Source organism: Novosphingobium sp. FG90 (assembly GCF_057808725.1).
Genome location: NZ_JBMDIO010000004.1, coordinates 216,157 through 237,672 on the forward strand (window position 1 = coordinate 216,157; position 21,516 = coordinate 237,672).

The 21,516-nt window shown below is 65.6% G+C and carries 18 protein-coding genes; 13 read left to right on the plus strand and 5 right to left on the minus strand.

Features of this window, described 5'->3' with window-relative positions:
- The first annotated feature begins 180 nt into the window (after nt 1-180).
- Genes alaS through ACODRZ_RS05800 form a run of 3 tightly spaced genes read left to right on the plus strand, consistent with a single transcriptional unit; the run spans nt 181 to nt 4,260 of the window.
- Nucleotides 181-2,829 (plus strand): alanine--tRNA ligase, encoded by a 2,649-nt coding sequence (gene alaS, locus ACODRZ_RS05790; RefSeq protein ID WP_488969784.1) that lies wholly within the window; start codon nt 181-183, stop codon nt 2,827-2,829.
- Entirely contained in the window at nt 2,826-3,323 is a 498-nt protein-coding gene (locus tag ACODRZ_RS05795; RefSeq protein ID WP_488969783.1) for a hypothetical protein, read from the plus strand. The genes alaS and ACODRZ_RS05795 overlap by 4 nt, the downstream gene beginning before the upstream one ends.
- Nucleotides 3,316-4,260, plus strand: a complete 945-nt coding sequence (locus tag ACODRZ_RS05800; RefSeq protein ID WP_488969782.1) for a glutaminase — start codon at nt 3,316-3,318, stop codon at nt 4,258-4,260. The genes ACODRZ_RS05795 and ACODRZ_RS05800 overlap by 8 nt, the downstream gene beginning before the upstream one ends.
- Before the next feature lie 83 nt (nt 4,261-4,343).
- Here the strand turns inward: ACODRZ_RS05800 and ACODRZ_RS05805 are convergent, their stop codons facing one another.
- On the minus strand, nt 4,344-5,309 hold the full coding sequence (locus ACODRZ_RS05805; RefSeq protein WP_488969781.1) for a DMT family transporter: 966 nt from the start codon (nt 5,307-5,309) through the stop codon (nt 4,344-4,346).
- Nucleotides 5,310-5,411: 102 nt separating this feature from the next.
- On the opposite strand from ACODRZ_RS05805, the gene ACODRZ_RS05810 reads away from it, so the two are divergent.
- The gene (locus tag ACODRZ_RS05810) at nt 5,412-5,888 is read left to right on the plus strand and encodes an Lrp/AsnC family transcriptional regulator (RefSeq protein WP_488969780.1); all 477 of its coding nucleotides are present in this window, start codon (nt 5,412-5,414) and stop codon (nt 5,886-5,888) included.
- Here ACODRZ_RS05810 and ACODRZ_RS05815 read toward each other — a convergent pair.
- Nucleotides 5,885-7,663: a cation:proton antiporter domain-containing protein gene (locus ACODRZ_RS05815; protein ID WP_488969779.1), complete on the minus strand. Its 1,779-nt coding sequence runs from the start codon at nt 7,661-7,663 to the stop codon at nt 5,885-5,887. The genes ACODRZ_RS05810 and ACODRZ_RS05815 overlap by 4 nt on opposite strands.
- Nucleotides 7,664-7,764: 101 nt before the next feature.
- Between ACODRZ_RS05815 and ACODRZ_RS05820 the strand changes: the two genes are divergently transcribed.
- From ACODRZ_RS05820 to ligA, 5 genes are all read left to right on the plus strand, one after another.
- The gene (locus ACODRZ_RS05820; protein ID WP_488969778.1) at nt 7,765-8,559 is read left to right on the plus strand and encodes an outer membrane protein assembly factor BamD; all 795 of its coding nucleotides are present in this window, start codon (nt 7,765-7,767) and stop codon (nt 8,557-8,559) included.
- 432 nt (nt 8,560-8,991) lie between these two features.
- On the plus strand, nt 8,992-11,538 hold the full coding sequence (locus ACODRZ_RS05825) for a TonB-dependent receptor (protein ID WP_488969777.1): 2,547 nt from the start codon (nt 8,992-8,994) through the stop codon (nt 11,536-11,538).
- A gap of 257 nt (nt 11,539-11,795) precedes the next feature.
- Nucleotides 11,796-11,948, plus strand: coding sequence for a hypothetical protein (locus ACODRZ_RS05830; RefSeq protein ID WP_488969776.1), 153 nt, complete (start codon nt 11,796-11,798; stop codon nt 11,946-11,948).
- 104 nt (nt 11,949-12,052) lie between these two features.
- Entirely contained in the window at nt 12,053-13,717 is a 1,665-nt protein-coding gene (recN, locus tag ACODRZ_RS05835; protein WP_488969775.1) for a DNA repair protein RecN, read from the plus strand.
- 45 nt (nt 13,718-13,762) lie between these two features.
- On the plus strand, nt 13,763-15,898 hold the full coding sequence (gene ligA, locus ACODRZ_RS05840) for an NAD-dependent DNA ligase LigA (protein ID WP_488969774.1): 2,136 nt from the start codon (nt 13,763-13,765) through the stop codon (nt 15,896-15,898).
- A gap of 115 nt (nt 15,899-16,013) precedes the next feature.
- On the opposite strand, the gene sciP is transcribed toward ligA, so the two are convergent.
- Nucleotides 16,014-16,316: a CtrA inhibitor SciP gene (sciP, locus tag ACODRZ_RS05845; protein WP_008831293.1), complete on the minus strand. Its 303-nt coding sequence runs from the start codon at nt 16,314-16,316 to the stop codon at nt 16,014-16,016.
- A gap of 231 nt (nt 16,317-16,547) precedes the next feature.
- Here sciP and ACODRZ_RS05850 point away from each other — a divergent pair, with 231 nt between their 5' ends.
- Nucleotides 16,548-16,823 (plus strand): PilZ domain-containing protein, encoded by a 276-nt coding sequence (locus ACODRZ_RS05850; protein ID WP_488969773.1) that lies wholly within the window; start codon nt 16,548-16,550, stop codon nt 16,821-16,823.
- A gap of 19 nt (nt 16,824-16,842) precedes the next feature.
- On the opposite strand, the gene ACODRZ_RS05855 is transcribed toward ACODRZ_RS05850, so the two are convergent.
- Together ACODRZ_RS05855 and bla are read right to left on the minus strand one after the other, a co-directional pair.
- Nucleotides 16,843-17,745, minus strand: coding sequence for a 50S ribosomal protein L11 methyltransferase (locus ACODRZ_RS05855; RefSeq protein WP_488969772.1), 903 nt, complete (start codon nt 17,743-17,745; stop codon nt 16,843-16,845).
- Nucleotides 17,742-18,638 carry a subclass B3 metallo-beta-lactamase gene (gene bla, locus ACODRZ_RS05860; protein ID WP_488969771.1) on the minus strand — a complete coding sequence of 299 codons (897 nt, stop codon included), beginning with the start codon at nt 18,636-18,638 and terminating at the stop codon, nt 17,742-17,744. The genes ACODRZ_RS05855 and bla overlap by 4 nt, the downstream gene beginning before the upstream one ends.
- Before the next feature lie 150 nt (nt 18,639-18,788).
- Here bla and sdhC point away from each other — a divergent pair, with 150 nt between their 5' ends.
- The 3 genes from sdhC to sdhA are packed head-to-tail and all read left to right on the plus strand — an operon-like array spanning nt 18,789 to nt 21,391.
- Complete coding sequence (gene sdhC, locus ACODRZ_RS05865) at nt 18,789-19,184, plus strand: succinate dehydrogenase, cytochrome b556 subunit (RefSeq protein ID WP_008831297.1); 396 nt, start codon at nt 18,789-18,791, stop codon at nt 19,182-19,184.
- 12 nt (nt 19,185-19,196) lie between these two features.
- Nucleotides 19,197-19,583, plus strand: a complete 387-nt coding sequence (gene sdhD / locus ACODRZ_RS05870; RefSeq protein WP_488969770.1) for a succinate dehydrogenase, hydrophobic membrane anchor protein — start codon at nt 19,197-19,199, stop codon at nt 19,581-19,583.
- Nucleotides 19,583-21,391 (plus strand): succinate dehydrogenase flavoprotein subunit, encoded by a 1,809-nt coding sequence (gene sdhA, locus ACODRZ_RS05875; RefSeq protein WP_488969769.1) that lies wholly within the window; start codon nt 19,583-19,585, stop codon nt 21,389-21,391. Before sdhD ends, sdhA begins: the two co-directional genes overlap by 1 nt.
- Nucleotides 21,392-21,516: the final 125 nt, after the last annotated feature.

Below are 21,516 nucleotides of genomic sequence, written 5' to 3' on the forward strand. Positions count from 1 at the left end.
GCACGACGACGACAGGTAATGGGGGTGCAGGGGGGCTATGCTCCCCTACTTCATCTTCCCTTCTTCCGTAACCCACCCGCCACTATGGTGCAAAAACCGGCGTATCATCGCAATTCCCGACCAGTCTGACCGCAGACTCCCGCTTGCCGCCGCGCGCGGTGTCCATTATCGGCCCAAATCATGCAGACTACGAACGACATCCGCCGGTCCTTCCTCGACTACTTCGCCAGCAATGGTCATGAGGCCGTGCAGTCCGCGCCGCTCGTTCCTTACAACGATCCGACGCTGATGTTCGTCAATGCGGGCATGGTGCCGTTCAAGAACGTGTTCACCGGCCTCGAGACCCGCGCCACGCCGCGCGCGACGTCCTCGCAGAAGTGCGTTCGTGCGGGCGGCAAGCACAACGATCTCGACAACGTCGGCTACACCGCGCGCCATCACACATTCTTCGAAATGCTCGGCAATTTCTCGTTCGGCGATTACTTCAAGGAGCAGGCGATCACCCATGCGTGGACGCTGCTGACGAAGGAATGGGGCCTGCCGGTCGAGAAGCTGCTGGTCACCGTCTATCACACGGACGACGAGGCGTTCGATCTGTGGAAGAAGGTCGCGGGGCTGCCGGAGCAGAAGATCATCCGCATCCCCACGAAGGACAACTTCTGGGCGATGGGTGACGAAGGCCCGTGCGGTCCGTGCTCGGAAATCTTCTTCGACCATGGCGACCACATCTGGGGCGGCCCTCCGGGATCGCCGGAAGAGGACGGCGACCGCTTCATCGAGATCTGGAACCTCGTGTTCATGCAGTTCGAGCAGTCGGCGGGCGAGATCGTCGGCAACCTGCCCAAGCCCTCGATCGACACCGGCATGGGGCTGGAGCGCATCTCCGCCGTCATGCAGGGAGTGCATGACAACTACGACATCGACACCTTCAGGGCGCTGATCGCCGCGTCCGAAAGCCTGACCGGCGTTGCCGCCGAGGGTGACAGCCGCGCCAGCCACCGCGTGATCGCCGACCACCTGCGCTCCACCAGCTTCCTGCTGGCCGACGGCGTGCTGCCTTCGAACGAGGGCCGCGGCTACGTCCTGCGCCGCATCATGCGGCGGGCCATGCGCCATGCGCACCTGCTTGGTGCGAAGGATCCGTTGATGCACCGTCTGGTGCCCGCGCTGGTCGCCGAAATGGGCCAGGCCTATCCCGAACTCGGCCGCGCGCAGCCGCTGATTGAAGAGACCCTGGAGCGCGAGGAAATCCAGTTCCGCCGCACCCTGTCGAACGGCATCAAGCTGCTCGACGAGGCGACCGCTGGTATGGGCGAGGGCGGTGAGCTTCCGGGCGAGACCGCGTTCAAGCTCTACGATACTTACGGCTTCCCATACGATCTGACCGAAGACGCGCTGCGTTCGCGGGGCATCGCGGTCGACAAGGCCGGTTTCGACGCGGCCATGGCGCAGCAGAAGGCAGCCGCGCGCGCTGCGTGGAAGGGCTCGGGCCAGGCCGCCGACAGCGAAGTGTGGTTCGACATCGCCGAGCGCGAAGGCGCCAGCGAGTTCACCGGCTACACCTCGACCACCGGCGAAGGTCAGGTCGTCGCGCTGGTCAAGGACGGCAAGGAAGTCCAGTCCGCGAGCGCGGGCGACGCGGTCGTCGTGCTCACCAACCAGACCCCGTTCTACGGCGAATCAGGTGGTCAGGAAGGTGATCGCGGCATTATCTCGGGTGCCGGTGGCCTCAAGATCGACGTGACCGACACAGCCAAGCCGCTCGGCCGCCTGCACGCGATGAATGGCACGGTCGAAGCGGGCACGATCAAGGTCGGCGATGCCGTTTCCATGGCGGTCGATGTCGAGCGCCGTGACGCCGTGCGCGCCAATCACTCGGCCACTCACCTGCTGCATGCGGCGCTTCGCAACCGTCTGGGCGATCATGTCACGCAGAAGGGCTCGCTCGTCGCGGCCGATCGCCTGCGCTTCGACTTCTCGCATCCCAAGGCATTGTCCGAAGAGGACATCGCCGCGATCGAGGCCGAGGTGAACGCCGAAGTCCGCGCCAACGAGGCTGTGCTCACCCGCCTGATGACGCCGGAAGACGCCATCGGGGCAGGTGCGATGGCGCTGTTCGGCGAGAAGTACGGTGACGAAGTGCGCGTGCTCTCGATGGGCCGCAACTCGGGCGACCGCACGTATTCGGTCGAGCTTTGTGGTGGCACGCACGTGCGCGCCACCGGCGACATCGGCGTTTTCCGCATCGTTTCGGAAAGCGCCGTCTCCTCGGGCGTGCGCCGCATCGAGGCGATGACCGGCGAGGGCGCGCGTCAGTGGCTGGTCGGCCGTGAGGATGCGCTGAAGAATGCCGCCAGCCTGCTGCGCACGACGCCGGAGGACGTGGAAGCCCGCGTTGCCGCGCTGCTCGACGAGCGCCGCAAGCTGGAGCGTGAACTGGCCGAGGCAAAGAAGGCTCTCGCCCTTGGCGGTGGCGGTGCGAAGGCCGAGGCGGCCGACGAGGAGGTGAACGGCGTCAAGTTCTCAGGCCAGGTGCTCGAAGGGCTGGACCCCAAGGAACTGCGCGGATTGCTCGATCAGGCCAAGCAGCGCCTGGGCTCGGGCGTGGCGGCGATCGTCGCGGTGAACGAGGGCAAGGCGAGCATCGCCGCCGCCGTCACCGAGGATCTCACCGGCACCGTCAGCGCGGTCGAACTCGTCCGCAAGGGCGTCGAGGCGCTGGGCGGCAAGGGCGGCGGCGGCCGTGCCGACATGGCGCAGGGCGGCGGTCCGGACGGCGACAAGGCTGCCGAGGCCATCGCGGCGGTCAAGGCGGCGCTGGCGGGGTGATCACCGCGATACCGGAACGGTGGCGGCATCACGCCGCCGTTTTCGGTGTTCTGATGTTCCTTGTCGCGCCTTGGGTCGGGATATTTGGCGCTCAGGTGAAGCATGAGCGGGATTGCGGCGGGCGTGTGTATACGTTTTCCGAGGCTTTCGACGCCTGCTTCAACGACATGATTCCACCTGAATTCCTCTACGTTCCGGTCAGCCTGTTGGCTGCGCCGTTCTTTTTGGTGATTGCCTTCAGTCTCTGGGCGCCCGGGTTGCTCCATCGCGCGAGGAAATGGCGCCTGGCGCGTTTCGGAAATGCGGTGGACGATTACCCGGCCATGGCGATTCTTGCGTTGATCTTCGCGATCTGGCCGTTCTGGCGCGCGGTCTTGTATCCGGTCTTGTTTTCGGCGCTGCCGTATATTCTGTTCTGGAGCGCGTTCGGCTTGTGGTTTGTCGCCGCGGCATGGGCAGCGCGGCTTGCGGCGAAGGGGCGGCTGCGTGACTGACCTTGCCGAAATCGTCGTCGAAATCGCCGAGGAAATGCTGGCCGAGACCGAACGCGGCACTGTCGCCTCGTACATTCCGCCGCTGGCTTCGGTGCCGGTGGGCAAGTTCGGCATCGCCGTGGTCATGGCTGACGGGACGGTCCACGCGGCAGGCGATGCGGACGAGGCGTTCTCGATCCAGTCGATCTCCAAGGTCTTTGCGCTAACGCTGGCGCTTGGCGCGGTAGGCGACCAGCTCTGGCATCGCGTCGGAAGGGAGCCTTCCGGCAGCGCGTTCAACTCGATCGTCCAGCTGGAGACCGAGCACGGCATTCCGCGCAATCCGTTTATCAATGCCGGGGCCATCGTCGTGTGCGACGTGCTGCTGGGCCGGCTGCAGCCGCGCGAGGCGATCGGGCAGATGCTGCGGTTCGTTCGTGAACTGGCGGGCGACGACGATACCATCCGCATTGACGAAGCGGTCGCGCGAGCCGAGCAGGAAACCGGCTTTCGCAACATGGCGCTGGCCAACTACATGCGCGCCTTCGGGAATATCCATGGCGACGTGGAGCTGGTGCTGGGTACGTACTTCCATTTCTGCGCGCTCGCGATGAGCTGCCGGCAACTGGCGATGGCCGGGCGTTTCCTGATGGGAGACGGGCGGATCGCCAATGAACCCGGCGTCCACCGCGTCGTGACGAGCAAGCGGGCACGGCGCATCAATGCGCTGATGATGTCCTGCGGGCACTACGACAATTCGGGCGACTTCGCGTATCGCATCGGTCTGCCGGGCAAGTCGGGCGTCGGTGGCGGTATCCTGTCGGTCGCGCCCGGAATCGCCAGTATCGCTGTCTGGTCGCCGGGGTTGAACGAGGCCGGCAACTCGCATCTGGGGCAACTGGCGCTGGAGCGACTGGTGCAGCGCACCGGCTGGTCGGTGTTCGAGCCGAGGGTGTGAAGCGCCGGTGGCTTCGACAGGCTCAGCCTGAAGGGGTTTGAGAGTTCATACGATCCCCCGCTCATCCTGAGCTTGTCGATGGGTCATCCCGAGCTTGCGGATGCCTGCGCGCCATTGCCGCGATGTGCCGAAAGGCAGGTGATCACGCTTGCCACCACGAGCCCGAAGGCCGCCAGTTCCATTGCCGTCGGCAGCCTGCGTTCCCAGGCGAATCCGTAGATCAGCGCGAACAGCGTCTCGAACAGGATCATCTGGCCGACGAGGGTGAGCGGCAGCGTGCGGCTCATCCGGTTCCACAGCGCATTGCCGAAGATCGAGGCGAACAGGGCGACGGCGATGCACACCGACGCGAACGTGAGCCATTCGTGGGCCGGACGCCTCCAGTCCTCCAGCACGAGCGAGACGGGGAGGAGGAGCAGCGCCTGCGCGCCGGTGGCGAGGCCGGTAAGCAGGTTCCACTCGTGGACCGAAACCCTGGTGCGGGCGAGGCAGCGCGCATTGAGGATCGCGAACGTGGTCCAGGCGGCAAGGGCGCCGATCGCGCAGCCGAGGCCGGTCAGCTGCGTGGTTGCCGAGCCTGAAACGGGTGCGGCGAGGGCCTGCCAGCCGATGCACACGGCACCCCCTGCGCAGAGCAGCAGCGAGGGGGCGAGTCGATGCAGTGACACCGCGTTCCGGTCGCGGCTGCCGACGATGGTGACGGCGACCGGCAGGAACCCGATCACGAGCGAAGTCATGGCGACGCCGCCCGACTGTACGGCGCTGGCAAGGAAGACGAAGTAGGCGGTGTTGCCGAGCAGGGCGAGCCAGGCAAGGCTCCACCATTCGCGGCGAGTGAGCGCTGCGAAGACCTCGCGGCGGCGCGGTGCGATCAGGAGCGCCGAGGCGACGCCGTAGCACAGATAGCGGCCGACGCTCAGTTGCAGCGGAGAGAAGCTCCTGGCCAGTTCGGGGGCGAGGAACACCAGACCCCACAAGGCGCCCGCGCCCATGCCGCACAGCACGCCGGTGAGAGTGGTATCGGTTCGAATTGCAGTGCCGGTGGTCATGGTGAGTGCCGTTGAGTGCCGTTGTATGGTATGGGCGAATATCACCGGGCGATCGGGTTGTGCGCTCTTGATTTGGCAGCGAAACGCAACAAAAACTCGCATATGCCCAAGAAGACTGCCCCGCTCGATGGTTTCGACCGTGAAATCCTGCGTATCCTGCAGCGCGACAACAAGACGCCGCAGCGCATGATAGGCGAGGCGGTGAACCTCTCGGCGGCGGCGGTGCAGAGGCGTATCGCGGCGCTGGAGCAATCGGGCGTGATCGCGGGAAACGTCGCCCTGGTCGATCCGGCGGCGCTTTCGCTGACGGTTACCGCAATCGTCGAGGTCTTCCTGCGCGATGAGCGGACGGCCAGCATAGACCGCGCCAAGGCACTGTTCCGGGAAACCCCCGAAGTGCAGCAGTGCTACTACACGACCGGGGGGACCAGCTTCGTGCTGGTGGTCGTGACGGAGGACATGCGTGCCTACGAAGTGCTGACGCGGCGGTTGTTTTCCGACCACGAATGGGTGGCGAGCTTTCGCACGCTCGTCGCGCTCGACCGGGTCAAAAGCGGCGCCGAGGTGGCGATTCCCTAGGCCTTTTGGACCTCGCGCAGTTGTCCGGACTTCAGCGAGGGTTTCTCAGAAAGGCCGCCTCGCTCCATGATCATCTCGCGGAATTCGTCGCGCTTTTCGTGGATCGAGGCGATGATCGGCCCCATCGCCACGCCGGTTTCGACCAGCGCCGCTTCCGACAGCTGCAGCGAGCTTTCGAGCGTTTCGGGAACGGCGTAGCTGGCTCCGGCGCGGTAGAGCTGGGCGGCGTGGTCGGCATCGCGGGCGCGGGCGAGGATCGGCAGCTCAGGGAACTGCACGCGCAGCTTACGGACGATGCGCTGGGCGGTGACGGGTTCGTCCATGGTCAGGATCACCGCGGCCGAATCGGCTGCGCCCAGGCGCAACAGCGCATCGCCGCGCCCGGCATTGCCGAAAGCCACCGAATAGCCCAGGCGCCGCCCGTGCGCGACGAGATCGGCATCGCTGTCGATGGCGAGGTAGGGCCGTCCGTGACGGGTCAGCATGTCCGCGACGAGGTGGCCGACGCGGCCGAAACCGACGATCAGCGTGCGCGGCCTGCTGCCGTCGTCGGCGGGGCGGTGCGGTGTCTCGGCCCCGTCCACGCGCTTGCCCATGACCTTGCCGGCCATCGCCAGGAGCGGCGTCACGGTGAGGCCGAGCGCGGTGACGATCTGCCAGAACTGCGCGGTTCCGGGCTGGATGAGCTGGGCGGTGCTGGCCGCCGTGAGCACGATCAGCGTGGTCTCCGATGGGCTCGACATGAGGATGCCCGCCTCGGTCGCGGTGCCGCGCCGGGCGCCCATCACCCGCAGCATCACGCCGGTCACCACCGATTTGAGCACGATCACCACGACCGTCGCGATCAGGATCGAGGCAAGGTTTTCCCATACGACGTAAAGGTCGATGCTCATGCCGATGGTGATGAGGAAAACGCCGAGAGCGAGGCCCTTGAAGGGCTCCGTGATCTGTTCGACCTCGGAATGGTACTCGGTCTCGGCGATCAGCAGTCCTGCGACGAGGGCTCCGACGATCGGGGAAAGCCCTGCGGCGGCAGTCGCCAGAGAGGCGACGATCACCACCAGCAGGCTGGCGGCAAGGAACAGCTCGGGGCTCTTGGTACGGGCCGCCTGCGCAAAGAGCGGGGGCAGAAGGTAGCGGCCGAAAATCAACAGGCTGCCGACGACCACGGTGCCCCACAGCAGGGTGTTGAGCAGGTCGCTGACGCCGTCACCGGTATGCGGGCCGAGGGCGCCGAGCAGGAAGATGATGGGGACGAGCGCGATGTCCTCGAACAGCAGCATCGCCAGTGCGGCCTTGCCGACCGGGGTGGTCGTCTCGGTGATCTTGAGCACGAGCGCGGTGGAGGACAGGGCCAGGGCAAGGCCCAGCGCCATGGCGCCGGAGAAGCTCTGGCCGATCGCGGCGAGGATGAAGGTCAGCGACGCGGCGATGACGATCAGTTCGAGCGATCCGAGCCCGAAGACCATGCGCCGCATCTCCCACAAGCGGGCGAACGACAGTTCGAGGCCGATCGAGAACAGCAGCAGGATGATGCCGAATTCGGCGAAAATATCCAGCCCGTCGGGGTCCGTGATGGTCACGTAGTGCAGCCAGCGATGGTCGAACACGTGGCGGCCAAGGCCGAACGGGCCGACCAGCAGGCCGACCAGGATGAAGCCGATGACCGGCGTGATGCGGAAACGGTTGAACACCGGGATGACGATGCCCGCCGCGCCCAGGATCACCAGGGCGTCGGACATCATCGGGGAATAGAGATCGCTGCTGCCGGCCATGGTCCGACGCTAGCGCCTGCAACGCGCTGCGACAATTGCGCTGTCCACTCTCGCGCAACTTCACTTGGCGTTCAGCGAAGCGCTGGCTATAGACCCGTCCCATGTTCGCACGCTCGTCGCTCAAGACCGCCATCCTCGCCGCCGCTACCGGGGCGATCGTTCTCACTGCCGGTTGCGGGGGACGCGCGAAGAACCGCGATACCGCCTACGTCGCGCGCGACGTGGACACGCTCTACGCGGCGGCCCAGCAACGCCTCGAAACCGGTCGCACCAAGCAGGCCGCAGCGCTGTTCGACGAAGTGGAGCGGCAGCACCCTTATTCGCCCTGGGCGCGCCGCGCACAGCTGATGAGCGCGTTCAGCTATTACGCCGCGCGCGATTACAACAAGGCGATCCAGTCGGCGCAGCGCTTCCTGTCGATCCACCCGGGTAACAAGGACGCGCCTTACGCTTATTACCTGATCTCGATCTGCTACTACGAGCAGATCAGCGACGTCACGCGCGATCAGAAGACCACGCAGCAGGCCAAGCAGGCACTGACCGACGTGATGCGCCGCTACCCCGGCACCACCTATGCGCGTGATGCGCAGCTCAAGATCGACCTCGTCAACGATCACCTCGCGGGCAAGGAAATGACCATCGGCCGCTCCTACGAGCGCAGCGGCAAGTGGCTGGCGGCGACGCTGCGCTTCCGCAACGTGGTCGATAACTTCCAGACCACCAGCCACACGCCCGAGGCGCTCTATCGCCTTGTCGAAGGCTACCTCTCGATGGGCATCCCCGAAGAGGCGCAGAAGGCTGCCGCGGTTCTCGAGCACAACTATCCCAACAGCGACTGGTACAGCCGCGCCTACAAGCTGATGGAAAAGCACGCGCCGCAGGACGTCGCGGCCTGACCTCCCGATCCTCTCCGAGCGTGCTCGGGGAGGGGGAGACATCCCATATTACGAAAATCACTCAACGGCGCGCATCGCGATGCGCGCCGTTGTTGTGCGTGCATGACACGCTGCCGCGATACCTCACCTCGTCGCCGCACAGTTTCGCTTTAGCGCCTGATAGCTGAAGTCTATTGTCCACCAATTCAGTTGAGATTAGAAAAGCTCAACAAGAGGCGAAACGGCCTGGAGGAAAAGTCATATGAGGGGCCGTGCGGTGCGACCGCAACTCTCCATGACCCTTCCCGGTCGGACCTGCAAGCCGCGCATTCGACCACGAAGCGCTGCCGGCAGGCCCTCGAGCCATACCTGCCGGCCCTGAGAGGGGGCAGGCCGACCAGGTGCACACCGGATCGCCGGATGCATTCAATTCCCTGACAAAGGATTTGAATAATGACTTCGTTCGTCCGCCAGACTCTTCTGGCCACCACCGTACTCGCTTCGGCGGCGCTCGGCTTCTCTGCGGCGCATGCCGAGGACGCTGCGCCCGCTGCCGCGACCGCTGCCCCGACCGCCGCGGGCGCTGACGACGAGCAGGCCCCGACCTCGGTAGGCACCGGCGCGCATGATCGCGGCGACGACATTCTGGCAACCGCGCGTCGCCGTCAGGAATCGAGCCAGGAAGTGCCGCTCGCAATTTCCGTCGTCGGTGGGGAGCACATCGACTCGACCGGCTCTTTCAACGTCGGCCGCCTGCAGCAGCTGACGCCGACGCTTCAGTATTATTCCTCGAACCCGCGCAACACCGCCGTCAACATTCGTGGCCTCGGCGTTCCGTTCGGCCTGACCAACGATGGTATCGAGCAGGGCGTCGGCATCTATGTCGATGACGTCTACAATTCGCGCGTGGCCTCGGCGACGTTCGACTTCCTCGACGTCGCCCAGATCGAGGTCCTGCGCGGGCCGCAAGGCACGCTTTATGGCAAGAACACCACGGCCGGCGCGATCAACATCACGACCAACCAGCCGACCTTCGATTTCGAGGGAAAGGCCGAAGTCTCCATCGGCAACTACAATTTCAAGCAGGCCAAGGCGGCGATCTCCGGCCCGCTGACCGAGAACCTCGCGGCGCGCATCGCGGTGTCGTCCACCAGCCGTCGCGGCACGATCTACAACGTGACCACCGACCAGTGGATCCAGAGCCAGGACAACCTCGGCCTGCGCGGCCAGCTGCTGTGGAAGCCGACCGAGACCATCGACGTCACGCTGGCCGGCGACTTCAGCGCGCAGGACGCCAATTGCTGCGGATCGGTCTACGTGCGCACCGGCGCCACCCAGCGCGCCATCAACCGCCAGTTCGAGGCGCTTGCGGCCGCTCAAGGTTACCAGCCCGTCAGCCGCAACCCGTTCGATCGCCTGACCGACCTCGACACCCCACTCAAGGCGAAGAACAAGATCGGCGGCGCTTCGCTGCGCGTGAAGTGGGAACTGGGCGAGGGCACCCTGACCTCGATCACCGCATGGCGCTTCTGGGACTGGGACCCGTCCAACGACCGCGATTTCACCGGCCTGCCGATCGTCGCGCTGTCGCAGAACCCTTCGCAGCAGGATCAGTACACGCAGGAACTGCGCTACAACTACAGCAGCGACAAGATCGATTTCGTCGTCGGCGCTTTCGGCTTCTACCAGCGCATCGACACGCAGGGCACCGAGGCCCAAGGTTCGGCTGCGAGTCGCTGGAGCATTAACCCGGGCAGCGTCGCCGCCGTCCCGCCGGGGTCGTCGGGCTGCGGTTCGAGCGCATCGAACCGGCTTGCCTGCGATCCGACCGTGCTTGACGGCCTTGTCGCCTACAACACGCAATACCTCAAGAATACCAGTGCCGCGCTCTATGGCCAGCTGAGCTGGCACATCACGCCCGAACTGACCCTGCAGCCCGGCGTGCGCCTCAACTACGACAAGAAGGAAGGCTACTACCAGCGCCGCGTGTTCGACGGGCAGGGCGACGAACTGCTGCTGAACGACGGCATCAGCAATATCCGCAAGACTGCACAGCTGGCGATCTATACTCCTCAGGAAATCTCGCCCGAGTTCAGCGACTGGAACTTCAGCTACGACTTCACCGCCAGCTACAAGGTGGCGCCGGACGTGCTGGTCTATGCGACGTACGCCAAGAGTTTTAAGTCAGGCGGCATCAACCAGAACGGTGTGCCGGTGGACGGCAGCAACAACCCGATCCTCGCGACCGCGACGGTGAAGCCGGAATCGGTCCACCATTACGAAGCGGGCATCAAGACCCAGTTCTGGGACCGCAAGGCCACGCTCAACGTCTCGATCTTCCGTACCGACATCGCCAACTATCAGGCCAACGTGAACAACGGCCAGTACGGCGTTCTGCGCGGCTATCTTGCCAACGCGGGCGCGGTGCGCTCGCAGGGTGTCGAGGCGGACTTCTCGGTCCGTCCGAGCGAGCGCTTCAACGCCTACGTTAATGGCGCCTACACCGACGCGACCTATCGCAAGTTCACGGACGCGCCATGCCCGCCCGAGCTTTCCGGCGGCACTACCGCCATCGCCGGGCAGATGCCCGACGCGCCGGGCACGCCGAGCGGCATCAGCCCCGAGAATTGCGACATTTCCGGCCAGCGCCTGCCGGGCGTCTCAAAGTTCTCGTTCTCGTTCGGCGCTGAGGCCAACACCCCGGCCAAGCTGCTCGGCAAGGAGGGTGAGGTCTACTTCGGTTACGACGGTTCGGTGCGTTCGAACTTCTCGTCGAACCCGTCGCCCTCGGCCTACACCTGGATCGACGGCTACAGCCTGCACAACTTCCGTGCCGGCTTCCGCACGGAGAACGGGTTCGACGTCTACGGCTGGGTGCGCAATGCCTTCGACGAAAACTACTTCGAACAGCTGATGGTCGGCCCGGGCAACACCGGCCTCATCGCGGGCCTGCCGGGCGATCCGCGCACCTGGGGCTTTACCATCAAGTCCGCATTCTGAACTCTGCCTGCAAACCTTGCCCCCGCACCGCTTCGGCGATGCGGGGGCAAATTTATTTCGCGGGGCAGGGAACTTTTTCCAACGGTCTGATCAGAAAAATCGCTTAAATCGTTTGCACTGTGAACCTTAAGTAATTTCTCAGTCGCGCAGATTGTCCTTATGGTGTTTTTTACCAATTAAGGTGGGCCTGCATAAAGGGAACCCGGATAAAGCCGGATACCGCCGACAGGCTGGGATAGGTCGCAGAAACCATGGACATGAAGCACGATTTTCCGTTCGAGCCCGACATTCGCGTCGATGCCGCGCAGTCGCGGACCTGGCGTCCCGAGCTTCTTGCCATTGTCGCTATCTTCGTCGCCGTCTGGGCCGCGCTCGTCGCGCATTACCTTAGCGGCGGCACAGGCTGGTGATCGGGGCCGATAGTCTGGGCTGGTAACCGAAGTCGGCAATCGTCCCGGACGCGCGCGAAGCGGGGTGACGGGCGTTCACGCATCCGCTAGAACGCTTCGCGAACATGCTTAGCCGGCTTTCCATTCGCAACATCGTGCTGATCGAGGCGCTTGACCTCGATTTTGCTCGTGGCCTCGGCGTCCTCACCGGTGAAACCGGCGCGGGCAAGTCCATCCTGCTCGATGCGCTGGGCCTCGTGCTCGGCAATCGGGCGGACAGCGGGCTCGTGCGCGGGGGAGAGGATCGGGCCAGCGTCACCGCCAGCTTCGATGCCTCGGCGCTGCCCGCCTCCGTGCTGGCGACGATCGACGACGCCGGGCTCGAGATCGAACCGGGTGAGCCGCTCATCCTCAAGCGCCAGCTCAAGGCCGATGGCGGTTCGAAAGCCTTCCTCAACGACCAGAGCGTAAGCGTCGCCCTGCTGCGCGAGGTCGCGCCCGCGCTGGTGGAGATCCACGGCCAGCATGACGATCGCGGCCTCGTCAACGCCCGCGGCCATCGCGCCCTGCTCGATCGTTTCGCGGGCGGTGAAGTGGCGGGCGTGGAAGCCGCATGGAAGGACTGGCGCACCGCGCAGGACGCACTCGATCTCGCGCGGGAGCGCGTCGCGCGTGCCGCCGAGGATCAGGACCTGCTGCAGGCTCACCTGGCCGAACTGACCGCGCTCGCGCCGGTAGCGGGCGAGGAGGACGAACTCGCGGGCGCGCGGGCCGACATGCAGAAGGGGGAGAAGCTGGCCGACGATCTCTCGGCCCTGCAGCACCTGTGGACGGGTTCCGATTCGGCCATCGCCAATCTGCGCGGCGCGGCTCGCCGGCTCGACCGCATAGCGGGCGAGCACGAACTGCTCGCCGAGGCGCTTGCCGCGCTGGACCGCGCCGTGATCGAGGCGGGCGAGGCGGAGGACAAGCTCGACAAGGCGGCCGAGGCGCTGGCTTTCGACCCCGCCGAGCTCGACCGCATCGAGACGCGCCTGTTCGACCTTCGCGCCGCTGCCCGCAAACATGCCTGCCAGGTCGACGACCTGCCCGCGAAGATGGCCGAGATGCGCGGCGCGCTCGACGACATCGAAGGCGGGAACGAGCATATCGTCGAACTGGAAAGGGCCGCGCAGAAAGCAGGGCTTGTCTATCGCGAGAAGGCGGGCGCGCTGCATGACCTGCGCCGGGCGGCCGCGAAGAAGCTCGACGCGGCGGTGGCGACCGAACTGGCGCCGCTCAAGCTGGACGCCGCGCGCTTCCAGACTTCGGTTGTGCGCCTGCCCGAGGAGCGCTGGGGCGCTTCGGGCATGGACGCCGTCGAATTCCTTATCAGCACCAACCCCGGCTCCGATTTCGCGCCGCTCGGCAAGATCGCCAGCGGCGGCGAACTGTCGCGGTTCATCCTCGCATTGAAAGTCGCGCTGGCCGAGGAGGGCGGCGCGGCCACGGTGATCTTCGACGAGATCGACCGCGGCGTCGGCGGCGCGGTGGCTGATGCCATCGGTGAACGCCTCTCGCGCCTCGCCTCCAGCGGGCAACTGCTGGCGGTGACGCACTCCCCGCAAGTCGCGGCGCGGGGCGACCGGCACTACATGATCGCCAAGTCCAGCCAGGGCACCGTTACGCGCACTTCGGTAACGCCGCTGACCGATGCCGAGCGCAAGGAGGAGATCGCCCGAATGCTATCCGGTGCCCAAGTGACGGACGAGGCGCGCGCGCAGGCGGACCGCCTGCTGGTGCGAGCCTAAGCAGCAGGCTGGTCCCGGCCCGCGCAACGTTGCATAGCGCAAACCATGACTGCCGATTCCCCGAACGAAGCCGAAGCCGCCAATGAACTCATGCGGCTTGCCCGTCAGATCAGCCGCGCCAACCGGCTCTATCATGCCGAGGACGCACCGGAGATTACCGATGGCGAGTACGACGCGCTGGTGCGGCGCAACGCCGAGCTGGAAGCGGCGTTTCCGCATCTGATCCGGCCAGATTCGCCCAGCAACAAGGTAGGTCACGAGATCGCCGCCTCGCCGCTGGGCAAGGTGACGCACGAGGTTCGCATGATGAGCCTCGACAACGCCTTCACCGATGAGGAAGTCGGCGAATTCCTCGCCCGCGTGCGGCGCTTCCTGTCGCTGCCTGCCGACGAGCCGCTCGTCGTGACGGCCGAGGACAAGATCGACGGCCTTTCCTGCTCGCTGCGCTACGAGCACGGCAGGCTGGTGCGCGCCGCCACGCGCGGTGACGGGCAGGTGGGCGAGGACGTCACCGCCAACGTCGCCCACATCGCCGACATCGTGCAGGACCTGAAGGGCGAGGACATTCCTGAGGTCTTCGAGGTTCGCGGTGAAGTCTACATGGAGAAGGGCGCCTTCCTTGCCCTCAACACGCAACTGATGGACGAGGCGCGCGCGCTCGCCGAAAGCAAGGGCGAGGCGTTCGACGACAGCAAGGTCCGCCAGTTCGCCAACCCGCGTAACGCTGCCGCCGGCTCGCTGCGCCAGAAGGATGCCAGCGTCACCGCGAAGCGCCCCTTGCGCTTCTGGGCGCACGGTTGGGGCGCCGCCAGCCATGTGCCGGGCGCGAGCCAGCATGAGGTTATCCGCCGCATCGAATCGTGGGGGCTGCCGGTTTCGCCGCAGTTCCGCCAGTGTCATTCGCTCGACGAGATGCTGGCCGCCTACCGCGCCATTCGCGATGGCCGCGCTGCGCTGCCGTTCGAGATCGACGGCGTGGTCTACAAGGTGGACCGGCTCGACTGGCAGCAGCGGCTGGGCTTCGTCGCCAAGGCGCCGCGTTGGGGCATGGCGCACAAGTTCCCTGCAGAGCGCGCGGAAACCACGCTGGAATCGATCGATATTCAGGTCGGTCGCACGGGCAAGCTGACGCCGGTAGGGCGCCTGAAGCCGGTGCTGGTCGGCGGTGTGACGGTCACTAACGTCACGCTCCACAACCGCGATGAGATCGCGCGTCTCGGCGTGCGGCCGGGTGACCGGGTGGTGCTGCAGCGTGCGGGTGACGTCATTCCGCAGGTCGTGGACAACCTCTCACGCGAGGAGGAGTGCGAACCTTACGTCTTCCCCGATCATTGCCCTGAATGTGGTTCGGAGGCGGTTGCGGCCGAGGGCGAGGTGGACGTGCGCTGCACTGGTGGCCTGATCTGCCCGGCGCAGCGGACCGAGCGCCTGAAGCACTTCGTCAGCCGGGCCGCGCTCGACATCGAGGGGCTGGGGGAGAAGACCATCGACGAGTTCTTCAAGGCCGGCTGGCTCGAAAGTCCGGCCGATATTTTCCGCCTGCGCAAGCGCCGCGAGGAAATTCTCGCCCTCGAAGGGTGGAAGGACAAGTCTGTGGACAACCTGTTGGCTGCTGTGGAAAGCAAGCGCCAGCCCGACGCCGCACGGCTGCTGTTCGGCCTAGGCATCCGCCACGTCGGGGCCGTGACCGCGCGCGATCTGCTCAAGCGCTTTACCACGCTTCCCGAACTGCGCACGCTCGCCGAGCAGGCGCAGGTCAAGCAGGGCGAGGAAGAAGTGAAGGCCGCCAGCGACGCTTATGCTGAACTGATCTCGATCGATGGCGTTGGGCCGGTAGTGGTCGAGGCGCTGGGCGACTTCTTCCACGAAGAGCACAACCGTGCCGTCTGGGACGATCTGTTGAGCGAAGTGTCGCCGCCGCCTTACGTCGTCGAGACGAAGGAAAGCGAGGTCTCGGGCAAGACCGTGGTGTTCACCGGCAAGCTGGAGACGATGAGCCGGGATGAGGCCAAGGCGCAGGCCGAGCGGCTGGGCGCCAAGGCTGCGGGCTCGGTCTCGCCGAAGACGGATATCCTGGTGGCGGGGCCGGGCGCGGGCTCTAAGCTGAAGAAGGCAGCCGAACTGGGGATCCGCGTGCTCAGCGAAGAGGAATGGGCCGAGATCGTTCGCGCGGCGGGATGAGGCAAAGCAAAGCCCTCCCGCGAACGGGAGGGCCGGAAGGCCGGCCTCAAAAGGCTGGCCTAGGATGCTTTTCAGCTACGCGCGACGTGCAGGGGGATACCGCAGCGCGATAGGCTCAACTGTAGCGACCGCGGCGCTCGTGCACCTGTCGGTAATGCTGGACGCGCGTGGCGCGCAGGCCAGCCATCCCCTCCCGTTCGATCGAGCGCTGCCAGGAGGCAAGCTCCTCGAGCGTCAGATCGTAGCGTTCGCAGGCTTCTGCGATAGTGAGCAGTCCACCGCTGACTGCGGCGACCACTTCAGCCTTCCTGCGAACCACCCAGCGCGAAGTGTTGGGCGGCGGCAGGCTGTCGATGCTCATCGGCTCGCCGAGCGGACCGGTGATGACCGTCGGACGGTCGTTCTTAACGTCTTCCATGGTTGGCCTCGTAAAAGCTGTCTGCCAACCCCCTGTCGTTGTCTATTCTGCGTATTAAACCTTAACTTGAGGCAATCGCGGTTGGTTAATGCGCGTTTACGATGTTTTACATATTTCCGGGAAAAATTTCATGAAAATGCAATCGATACAGCCGCCAAATCTTTACCGACCGTTTACCAGTGTTAATTACCTTTACCTCCACGCCAAATCCATTGCTCAAGAGAGGTAAACGTGCAGAGCCGCCGCAAGCTGTCGACGCATGCTTCCGCCGTGGCGCGGCACGTGACCTCGGACGGCTGCCAGTTCGTTATCGAGCGGGCGGGCGTGGCTGCGGGGCAGTGCTTCAGCTTCGTGGTGGACGATTATCCGCCGGTGCGCGGCACCGTGCGCTGGGTGGTCAAGGACCGTATCGGCTTCGCCTTCGATCGGCCGATCTCACGCGACGCACAGGCCGCGATGCTGCGGCGCAGTCGCGTGGTGCAGGGGCTGGAACTGTTGCCGGTTTGAGATTGCGGGCGGGCGCGCGTTAACGCCCCCGCTTGCGCATCCACAGGATCGACCAGTCGCCGTTGACCATGCGCGCGGCGAGGCGCAGGCCCGCCTTGCGGCATGCGGCCCGCACGGCGGCTTCCTGTGTTTCCAGCAGGCCCGCCAGCAGCAGGTGCCCGCCCGGAACCAGCGACTTGCCGAAATCGGGCGCGAGGCTGACCAGCGGTCCGGCGAGGATGTTGGCGAGGATCAGGTCGTAAGGCCCGCGCGCCTCCAGCACCGGATGGGCCATGCCGTCCGCCACCGTCATCACCAGTTCGCCGCGCCGTGCGCCCATGGTCACGCCGTTGGCTTTGGCATTGTCCTCGACCACATCGACGCAGACGGCGTCGATGTCGCTCGCGGTGGCCAGCGTGCGCGGCCACAGGGAAAGCGCGGCGAAGGCGAGCAGGCCGGTGCCGGTGCCGATGTCGGCACAATTGCGCACGACAAGGCCCTGCGCCTTCATATGCGTCAGCATCGCGAGGCATCCGGCAGTGGTGGCGTGGTGGCCGGTGCCGAAAGCCTGGCTGGCGGGGATCGCGAAATCGAACACACCCGGTTCGTCCGCCGCCGGGTGGTCGGGGGTGTGGACGTGGAAGCGGCCCGCGCGGATCGGTTCGAGCCCTTCCTGGCTGGCGACCAGCCAGTCGGTCTCGGGCAGTTCCTCGACGATCAGCTTGGGCTTGGTGTCGGTGAACAGAGCAGTGATCGCGGCCTTGTCGGCCTTGCCGGGCTTGCGGTCGAGCCAGGCTTCGAGAACCCAGTCCTCGGGCTGGTCCTCGGCGACCTCGCGGCCGGACAGGACGATTTCGTGGTCCCAGTCCCAAGCGTCTTCGTGCGCGACGAGCGCGGCCTCAATGATCGGTCGGGCGGCGAAGACGGTGACTTTCCAGCTCACTTGGCGGATTCCTTGGCAAGACGCTGGGCAAGGCGCCCCTCGGCGGCCTTTGCATAAGCGCGGCAGGCGTTCTTATCGGCGAGCGGCTTCTTTCCGGCGAAACGCTCCATCATCTCGCTCTGACTGGGGTGCGGGGTGAGCAGGATATCGCAGGGCAGGGCGGCCATCACCGGCAGGCCCTTGCGGATCGCCGCCACACGCTGCGGGTGATCGGTGAAGCGGTAGCCGTCCGACGAGATCGTCGAAGAGCTGTCCGCATAGGCGATCTTGCGGCAGCCCAGCTTGGGCGCGCAGGACGTCCACGTCCAGCTGGTCGAGCCCGGAGCGTGCACTGGCGTTGCATGGGCGGTCAGCACCAGATTGCCGACAGTGACGGTATCTCCATCCTTCAGCACGCGATCGACGCGGACCGGCGCGATCGGGTCAAGCCCTGTGAACTGCGGGTCGTCGGCGCTGGGCTTGCCGCTGGCAAGAGCCGCTTTCTGCGCGAGCAGGGCTGCAACTTTTGCACCCGTCGCTTGCTGCAGTGCGGCAAGGGCGCCGACATGGTCGAAGTGCTCGTGGCTGGCGACGATCCAGCGCACGTCCTTCGGGTCGAACCCGGCGCGGCGTATGTTGGCCAGCACCAGCGGGGCTGCCCTGGTCACGCCCGCATCGACCAGCACATGCCCCTTGTCACCCGTCACCAGAACCGCGGAAATGCCGCAGGTGCCCACGTACCACGTGTTCGCGAAAATGCGGGCAGGGGGGGCGGGATCGGCCCATTCGTCCTTGCCCTCGCAAGCCTTGGCGAGCGTTGCAGGCGACACCGCGCCCCGCTCGGCGGCGTGAGCGGTGAACGGGGCAGCGGCCGTCAGGGCAGCCAGCGCGATAGCCAGGGAGGTGCGACTCATGCGCGATGCTTTACGGCTCACCTGTCAGATAGACCAGTCCACCACGCAGATGTTGCGCCGCAGAACTTGCACCATGCGGCGATTTGTCTAAGGGGGCATGCAATAGGGCAGTTCATGACACTGCCGCAGGCAAGGGGATTCGTAAGCGCCATGGCAAACGCCGGGACCAAGAACCGTCCGCTCTCGCCGCACCTCCAGATCTGGAAGTGGGGCCCGCACATGTTCGTGTCGATCCTCCACCGCGTCACCGGTGACGGCATGGCATTCGCCGGCCTCGCCGTGCTGCTGTGGTGGCTGGGCGCGCTCGCCGGAGGCCCGGCCTCCTATGCGACCTTCGCGTGGGCGATGACGACGCCGATCGGCTATCTGGTGCTCGTGGGCATCTCGTGGGCGTTCTTCAGCCACATGGCGAGCGGCATCCGCCACTTCTTCCTCGACGTCGGTGCCGGTTTCGAACTGCAGGCCAACCGCCTGTGGTCGATCCTGTGCCCGGTCCTTGGCGTCGTTCTCACCGCCGCCTTCTGGGCGCTCCTGCTGCTTCGCTGAGGGTAACGAACAATGGGTAACGGAACCTCCATCGGCCGCGTGCGCGGCCTCGGCTCGGCAAAGGGCGGCGTCCACCACTGGCTGCTGCAGCGCTTCACTGCGATCGGCAACCTGATCTCGGTGCTGTTCCTGATCGTCTCGCTGGTGCTGCTGCCGGACTACTCCTACGGCACCATCGTCGAGTGGATCGCACGTCCGGTCCCGGCCGTGATGATGATCCTGCTGGTCGTCACGACCTTCTGGCACGCACGCCTCGGCCTGCAGGTGCTGGTCGAGGACTACCTGCACGACCACGCCAACAAGTTCGCCGCCATCGCCGCGTTGAACCTTGCCGCTTGCGGCGGGATCGCGTTCGGCGTGTTCTGCATCGTCCGTATCGCGCTGGGAGCACACGTCTGATGTCCGCGCCTGCCTACAAGATCATCGACCACACCTACGACACCGTCGTCGTCGGCGCCGGCGGCTCGGGCCTGCGCGCCACGATGGGCTCGGCCGAAGCCGGCCTGAAGACCGCGTGCATCACCAAGGTGTTCCCCACCCGCTCGCACACCGTTGCGGCGCAGGGCGGCATCGCCGCTTCGCTCAAGAACAACACGCCGGACCACTGGACCTGGCACATGTACGACACCGTCAAGGGGTCGGACTGGCTGGGCGACCAGGACGCCATCGAATACATGGTGCGCGAGGCTCCTGCCGCCGTGTACGAGCTGGAGCACGCAGGCGTGCCTTTCAGCCGTAACCCCGACGGCACGATCTACCAGCGCCCGTTCGGTGGCCACATGCAGAACATGGGCGAAGGCCCGCCGGTGCAGCGCACTTGCGCCGCTGCCGACCGTACCGGCCACGCCATGCTTCACGCGCTGTACCAGCAGTCGCTGAAGTACGACGCGGACTTCTTCATCGAATACTTCGCGATCGACCTCATCATGGACGGCGGCAAGTGCGTCGGCGTGATCGCGCTGTGCATGGATGACGGCACGATCCACCGCTTCCGCTCGCAGGCCGTGGTGCTCGCGACCGGCGGCTACGGTCGTTCGTACTTCACCGCGACGTCTGCCCACACCTGCACCGGCGACGGCGGCGGCATGGTGCTGCGCGCCGGCCTGCCCCTGCAGGACATGGAATTCGTCCAGTTCCACCCGACCGGCATCTACGGCGCGGGCGTCCTCATCACCGAGGGCGCACGCGGCGAGGGCGGCTACCTGACGAACTCCGAAGGCGAGCGCTTCATGGAGCGTTACGCGCCTTCGGCGAAGGACCTTGCCAGCCGTGACGTCGTCTCGCGCTCGATGGCGATGGAAATCCGCGAAGGCCGCGGCGTCGGCCCGCACAAGGACCATATCTACCTGCACCTCGATCACATCGATCCCAAGGTGCTGGGCGAGCGTCTGCCGGGCATCACCGAGAGCGGCAAGATCTTCGCGGGCGTGGACCTTACCCGCCAGCCGCTGCCGGTGGTCCCGACCGTCCACTACAACATGGGCGGCATCCCCTGTAACTACCATGGTCAGGTGATGACCATCGGTGCGGACGGCGATCCCGAGACCGTGGTTCCGGGCCTGTTCGCAGTGGGCGAGGCGGCTTGCGTCTCGGTTCACGGCGCCAACCGCCTCGGCTCCAACTCGCTGATCGACCTTGTCGTGTTCGGCCGTGCAACCGGCCTGTTCCTCAAGGAAAACATCAAGCCGAACGGCACGCAGGGCGAACTGCCCAAGGATTCGGCCGATCTGGCGCTCACCCGCCTCGATCACTTCCGCAATGCCAACGGTTCGTCCTCGACGGCGGAAATCCGCACCGAGATGCAGCGCACCATGTCGCTTCACGCGGCGGTGTTCCGCACCGACGAACTGATGGTCGAGGGCAAGGAAAAGCTCGCCGCGACCTACCAGCGGATGAACGACATCAAGGTCACCGACCGCGGCCTGATCTGGAACTCGGACTTGGTGGAGACGCTGGAGCTGGACAACCTGATCTCGCAGGCGACCGTGACTCTGCACGGCGCGCAGAACCGCAAGGAAAGCCGCGGCGCGCATGCGCACGAGGACTTCCCGAACCGCGACGACGTGAACTGGATGAAGCACACCGCGACGTGGTTCGACGGCTGGGGCGGCAAGGGCGGCGACGTCCGCATCGACTATCGCCCGGTGCACGAATTCACGCTGACCGACGATGTCGAGTACATCAAGCCCAAGGCCCGCGTGTACTGATATCGGCGCAAGCTGGAAACGAGAGGAGGGCGGTGCAGCGGCAAGGCTGCACCGCCCTTTTTCTATTTCTCCCCGAGCTTGTCTCGGGGAGGGGGACCGCTCGCGAAGCGAGTGGTGGAGGGGGA

What these genes read in the sequence shown, in the direction of transcription:
- sdhD (WP_488969770.1), top strand. Translation starts at nt 19,197, where the DNA reads ATGGGTAACGGAACCTCCATCGGCCGCGTGCGCGGCCTCGGCTCGGCA.
- ACODRZ_RS05820 (WP_488969778.1), top strand. Translation starts at nt 7,765, where the DNA reads ATGTTCGCACGCTCGTCGCTCAAGACCGCCATCCTCGCCGCCGCTACC.
- sciP (WP_008831293.1), bottom strand. Translation starts at nt 16,316, where the DNA reads ATGGAAGACGTTAAGAACGACCGTCCGACGGTCATCACCGGTCCGCTC.
- ACODRZ_RS05825 (WP_488969777.1), top strand. Translation starts at nt 8,992, where the DNA reads ATGACTTCGTTCGTCCGCCAGACTCTTCTGGCCACCACCGTACTCGCT.
- bla (WP_488969771.1), bottom strand. Translation starts at nt 18,638, where the DNA reads ATGAGTCGCACCTCCCTGGCTATCGCGCTGGCTGCCCTGACGGCCGCT.
- ACODRZ_RS05810 (WP_488969780.1), top strand. Translation starts at nt 5,412, where the DNA reads ATGCCCAAGAAGACTGCCCCGCTCGATGGTTTCGACCGTGAAATCCTG.
- ACODRZ_RS05805 (WP_488969781.1), bottom strand. Translation starts at nt 5,309, where the DNA reads ATGACCACCGGCACTGCAATTCGAACCGATACCACTCTCACCGGCGTG.
- ligA (WP_488969774.1), top strand. Translation starts at nt 13,763, where the DNA reads ATGACTGCCGATTCCCCGAACGAAGCCGAAGCCGCCAATGAACTCATG.
- ACODRZ_RS05815 (WP_488969779.1), bottom strand. Translation starts at nt 7,663, where the DNA reads ATGGCCGGCAGCAGCGATCTCTATTCCCCGATGATGTCCGACGCCCTG.
- sdhC (WP_008831297.1), top strand. Translation starts at nt 18,789, where the DNA reads ATGGCAAACGCCGGGACCAAGAACCGTCCGCTCTCGCCGCACCTCCAG.
- sdhA (WP_488969769.1), top strand. Translation starts at nt 19,583, where the DNA reads ATGTCCGCGCCTGCCTACAAGATCATCGACCACACCTACGACACCGTC.
- ACODRZ_RS05830 (WP_488969776.1), top strand. Translation starts at nt 11,796, where the DNA reads ATGAAGCACGATTTTCCGTTCGAGCCCGACATTCGCGTCGATGCCGCG.
- alaS (WP_488969784.1), top strand. Translation starts at nt 181, where the DNA reads ATGCAGACTACGAACGACATCCGCCGGTCCTTCCTCGACTACTTCGCC.
- recN (WP_488969775.1), top strand. Translation starts at nt 12,053, where the DNA reads ATGCTTAGCCGGCTTTCCATTCGCAACATCGTGCTGATCGAGGCGCTT.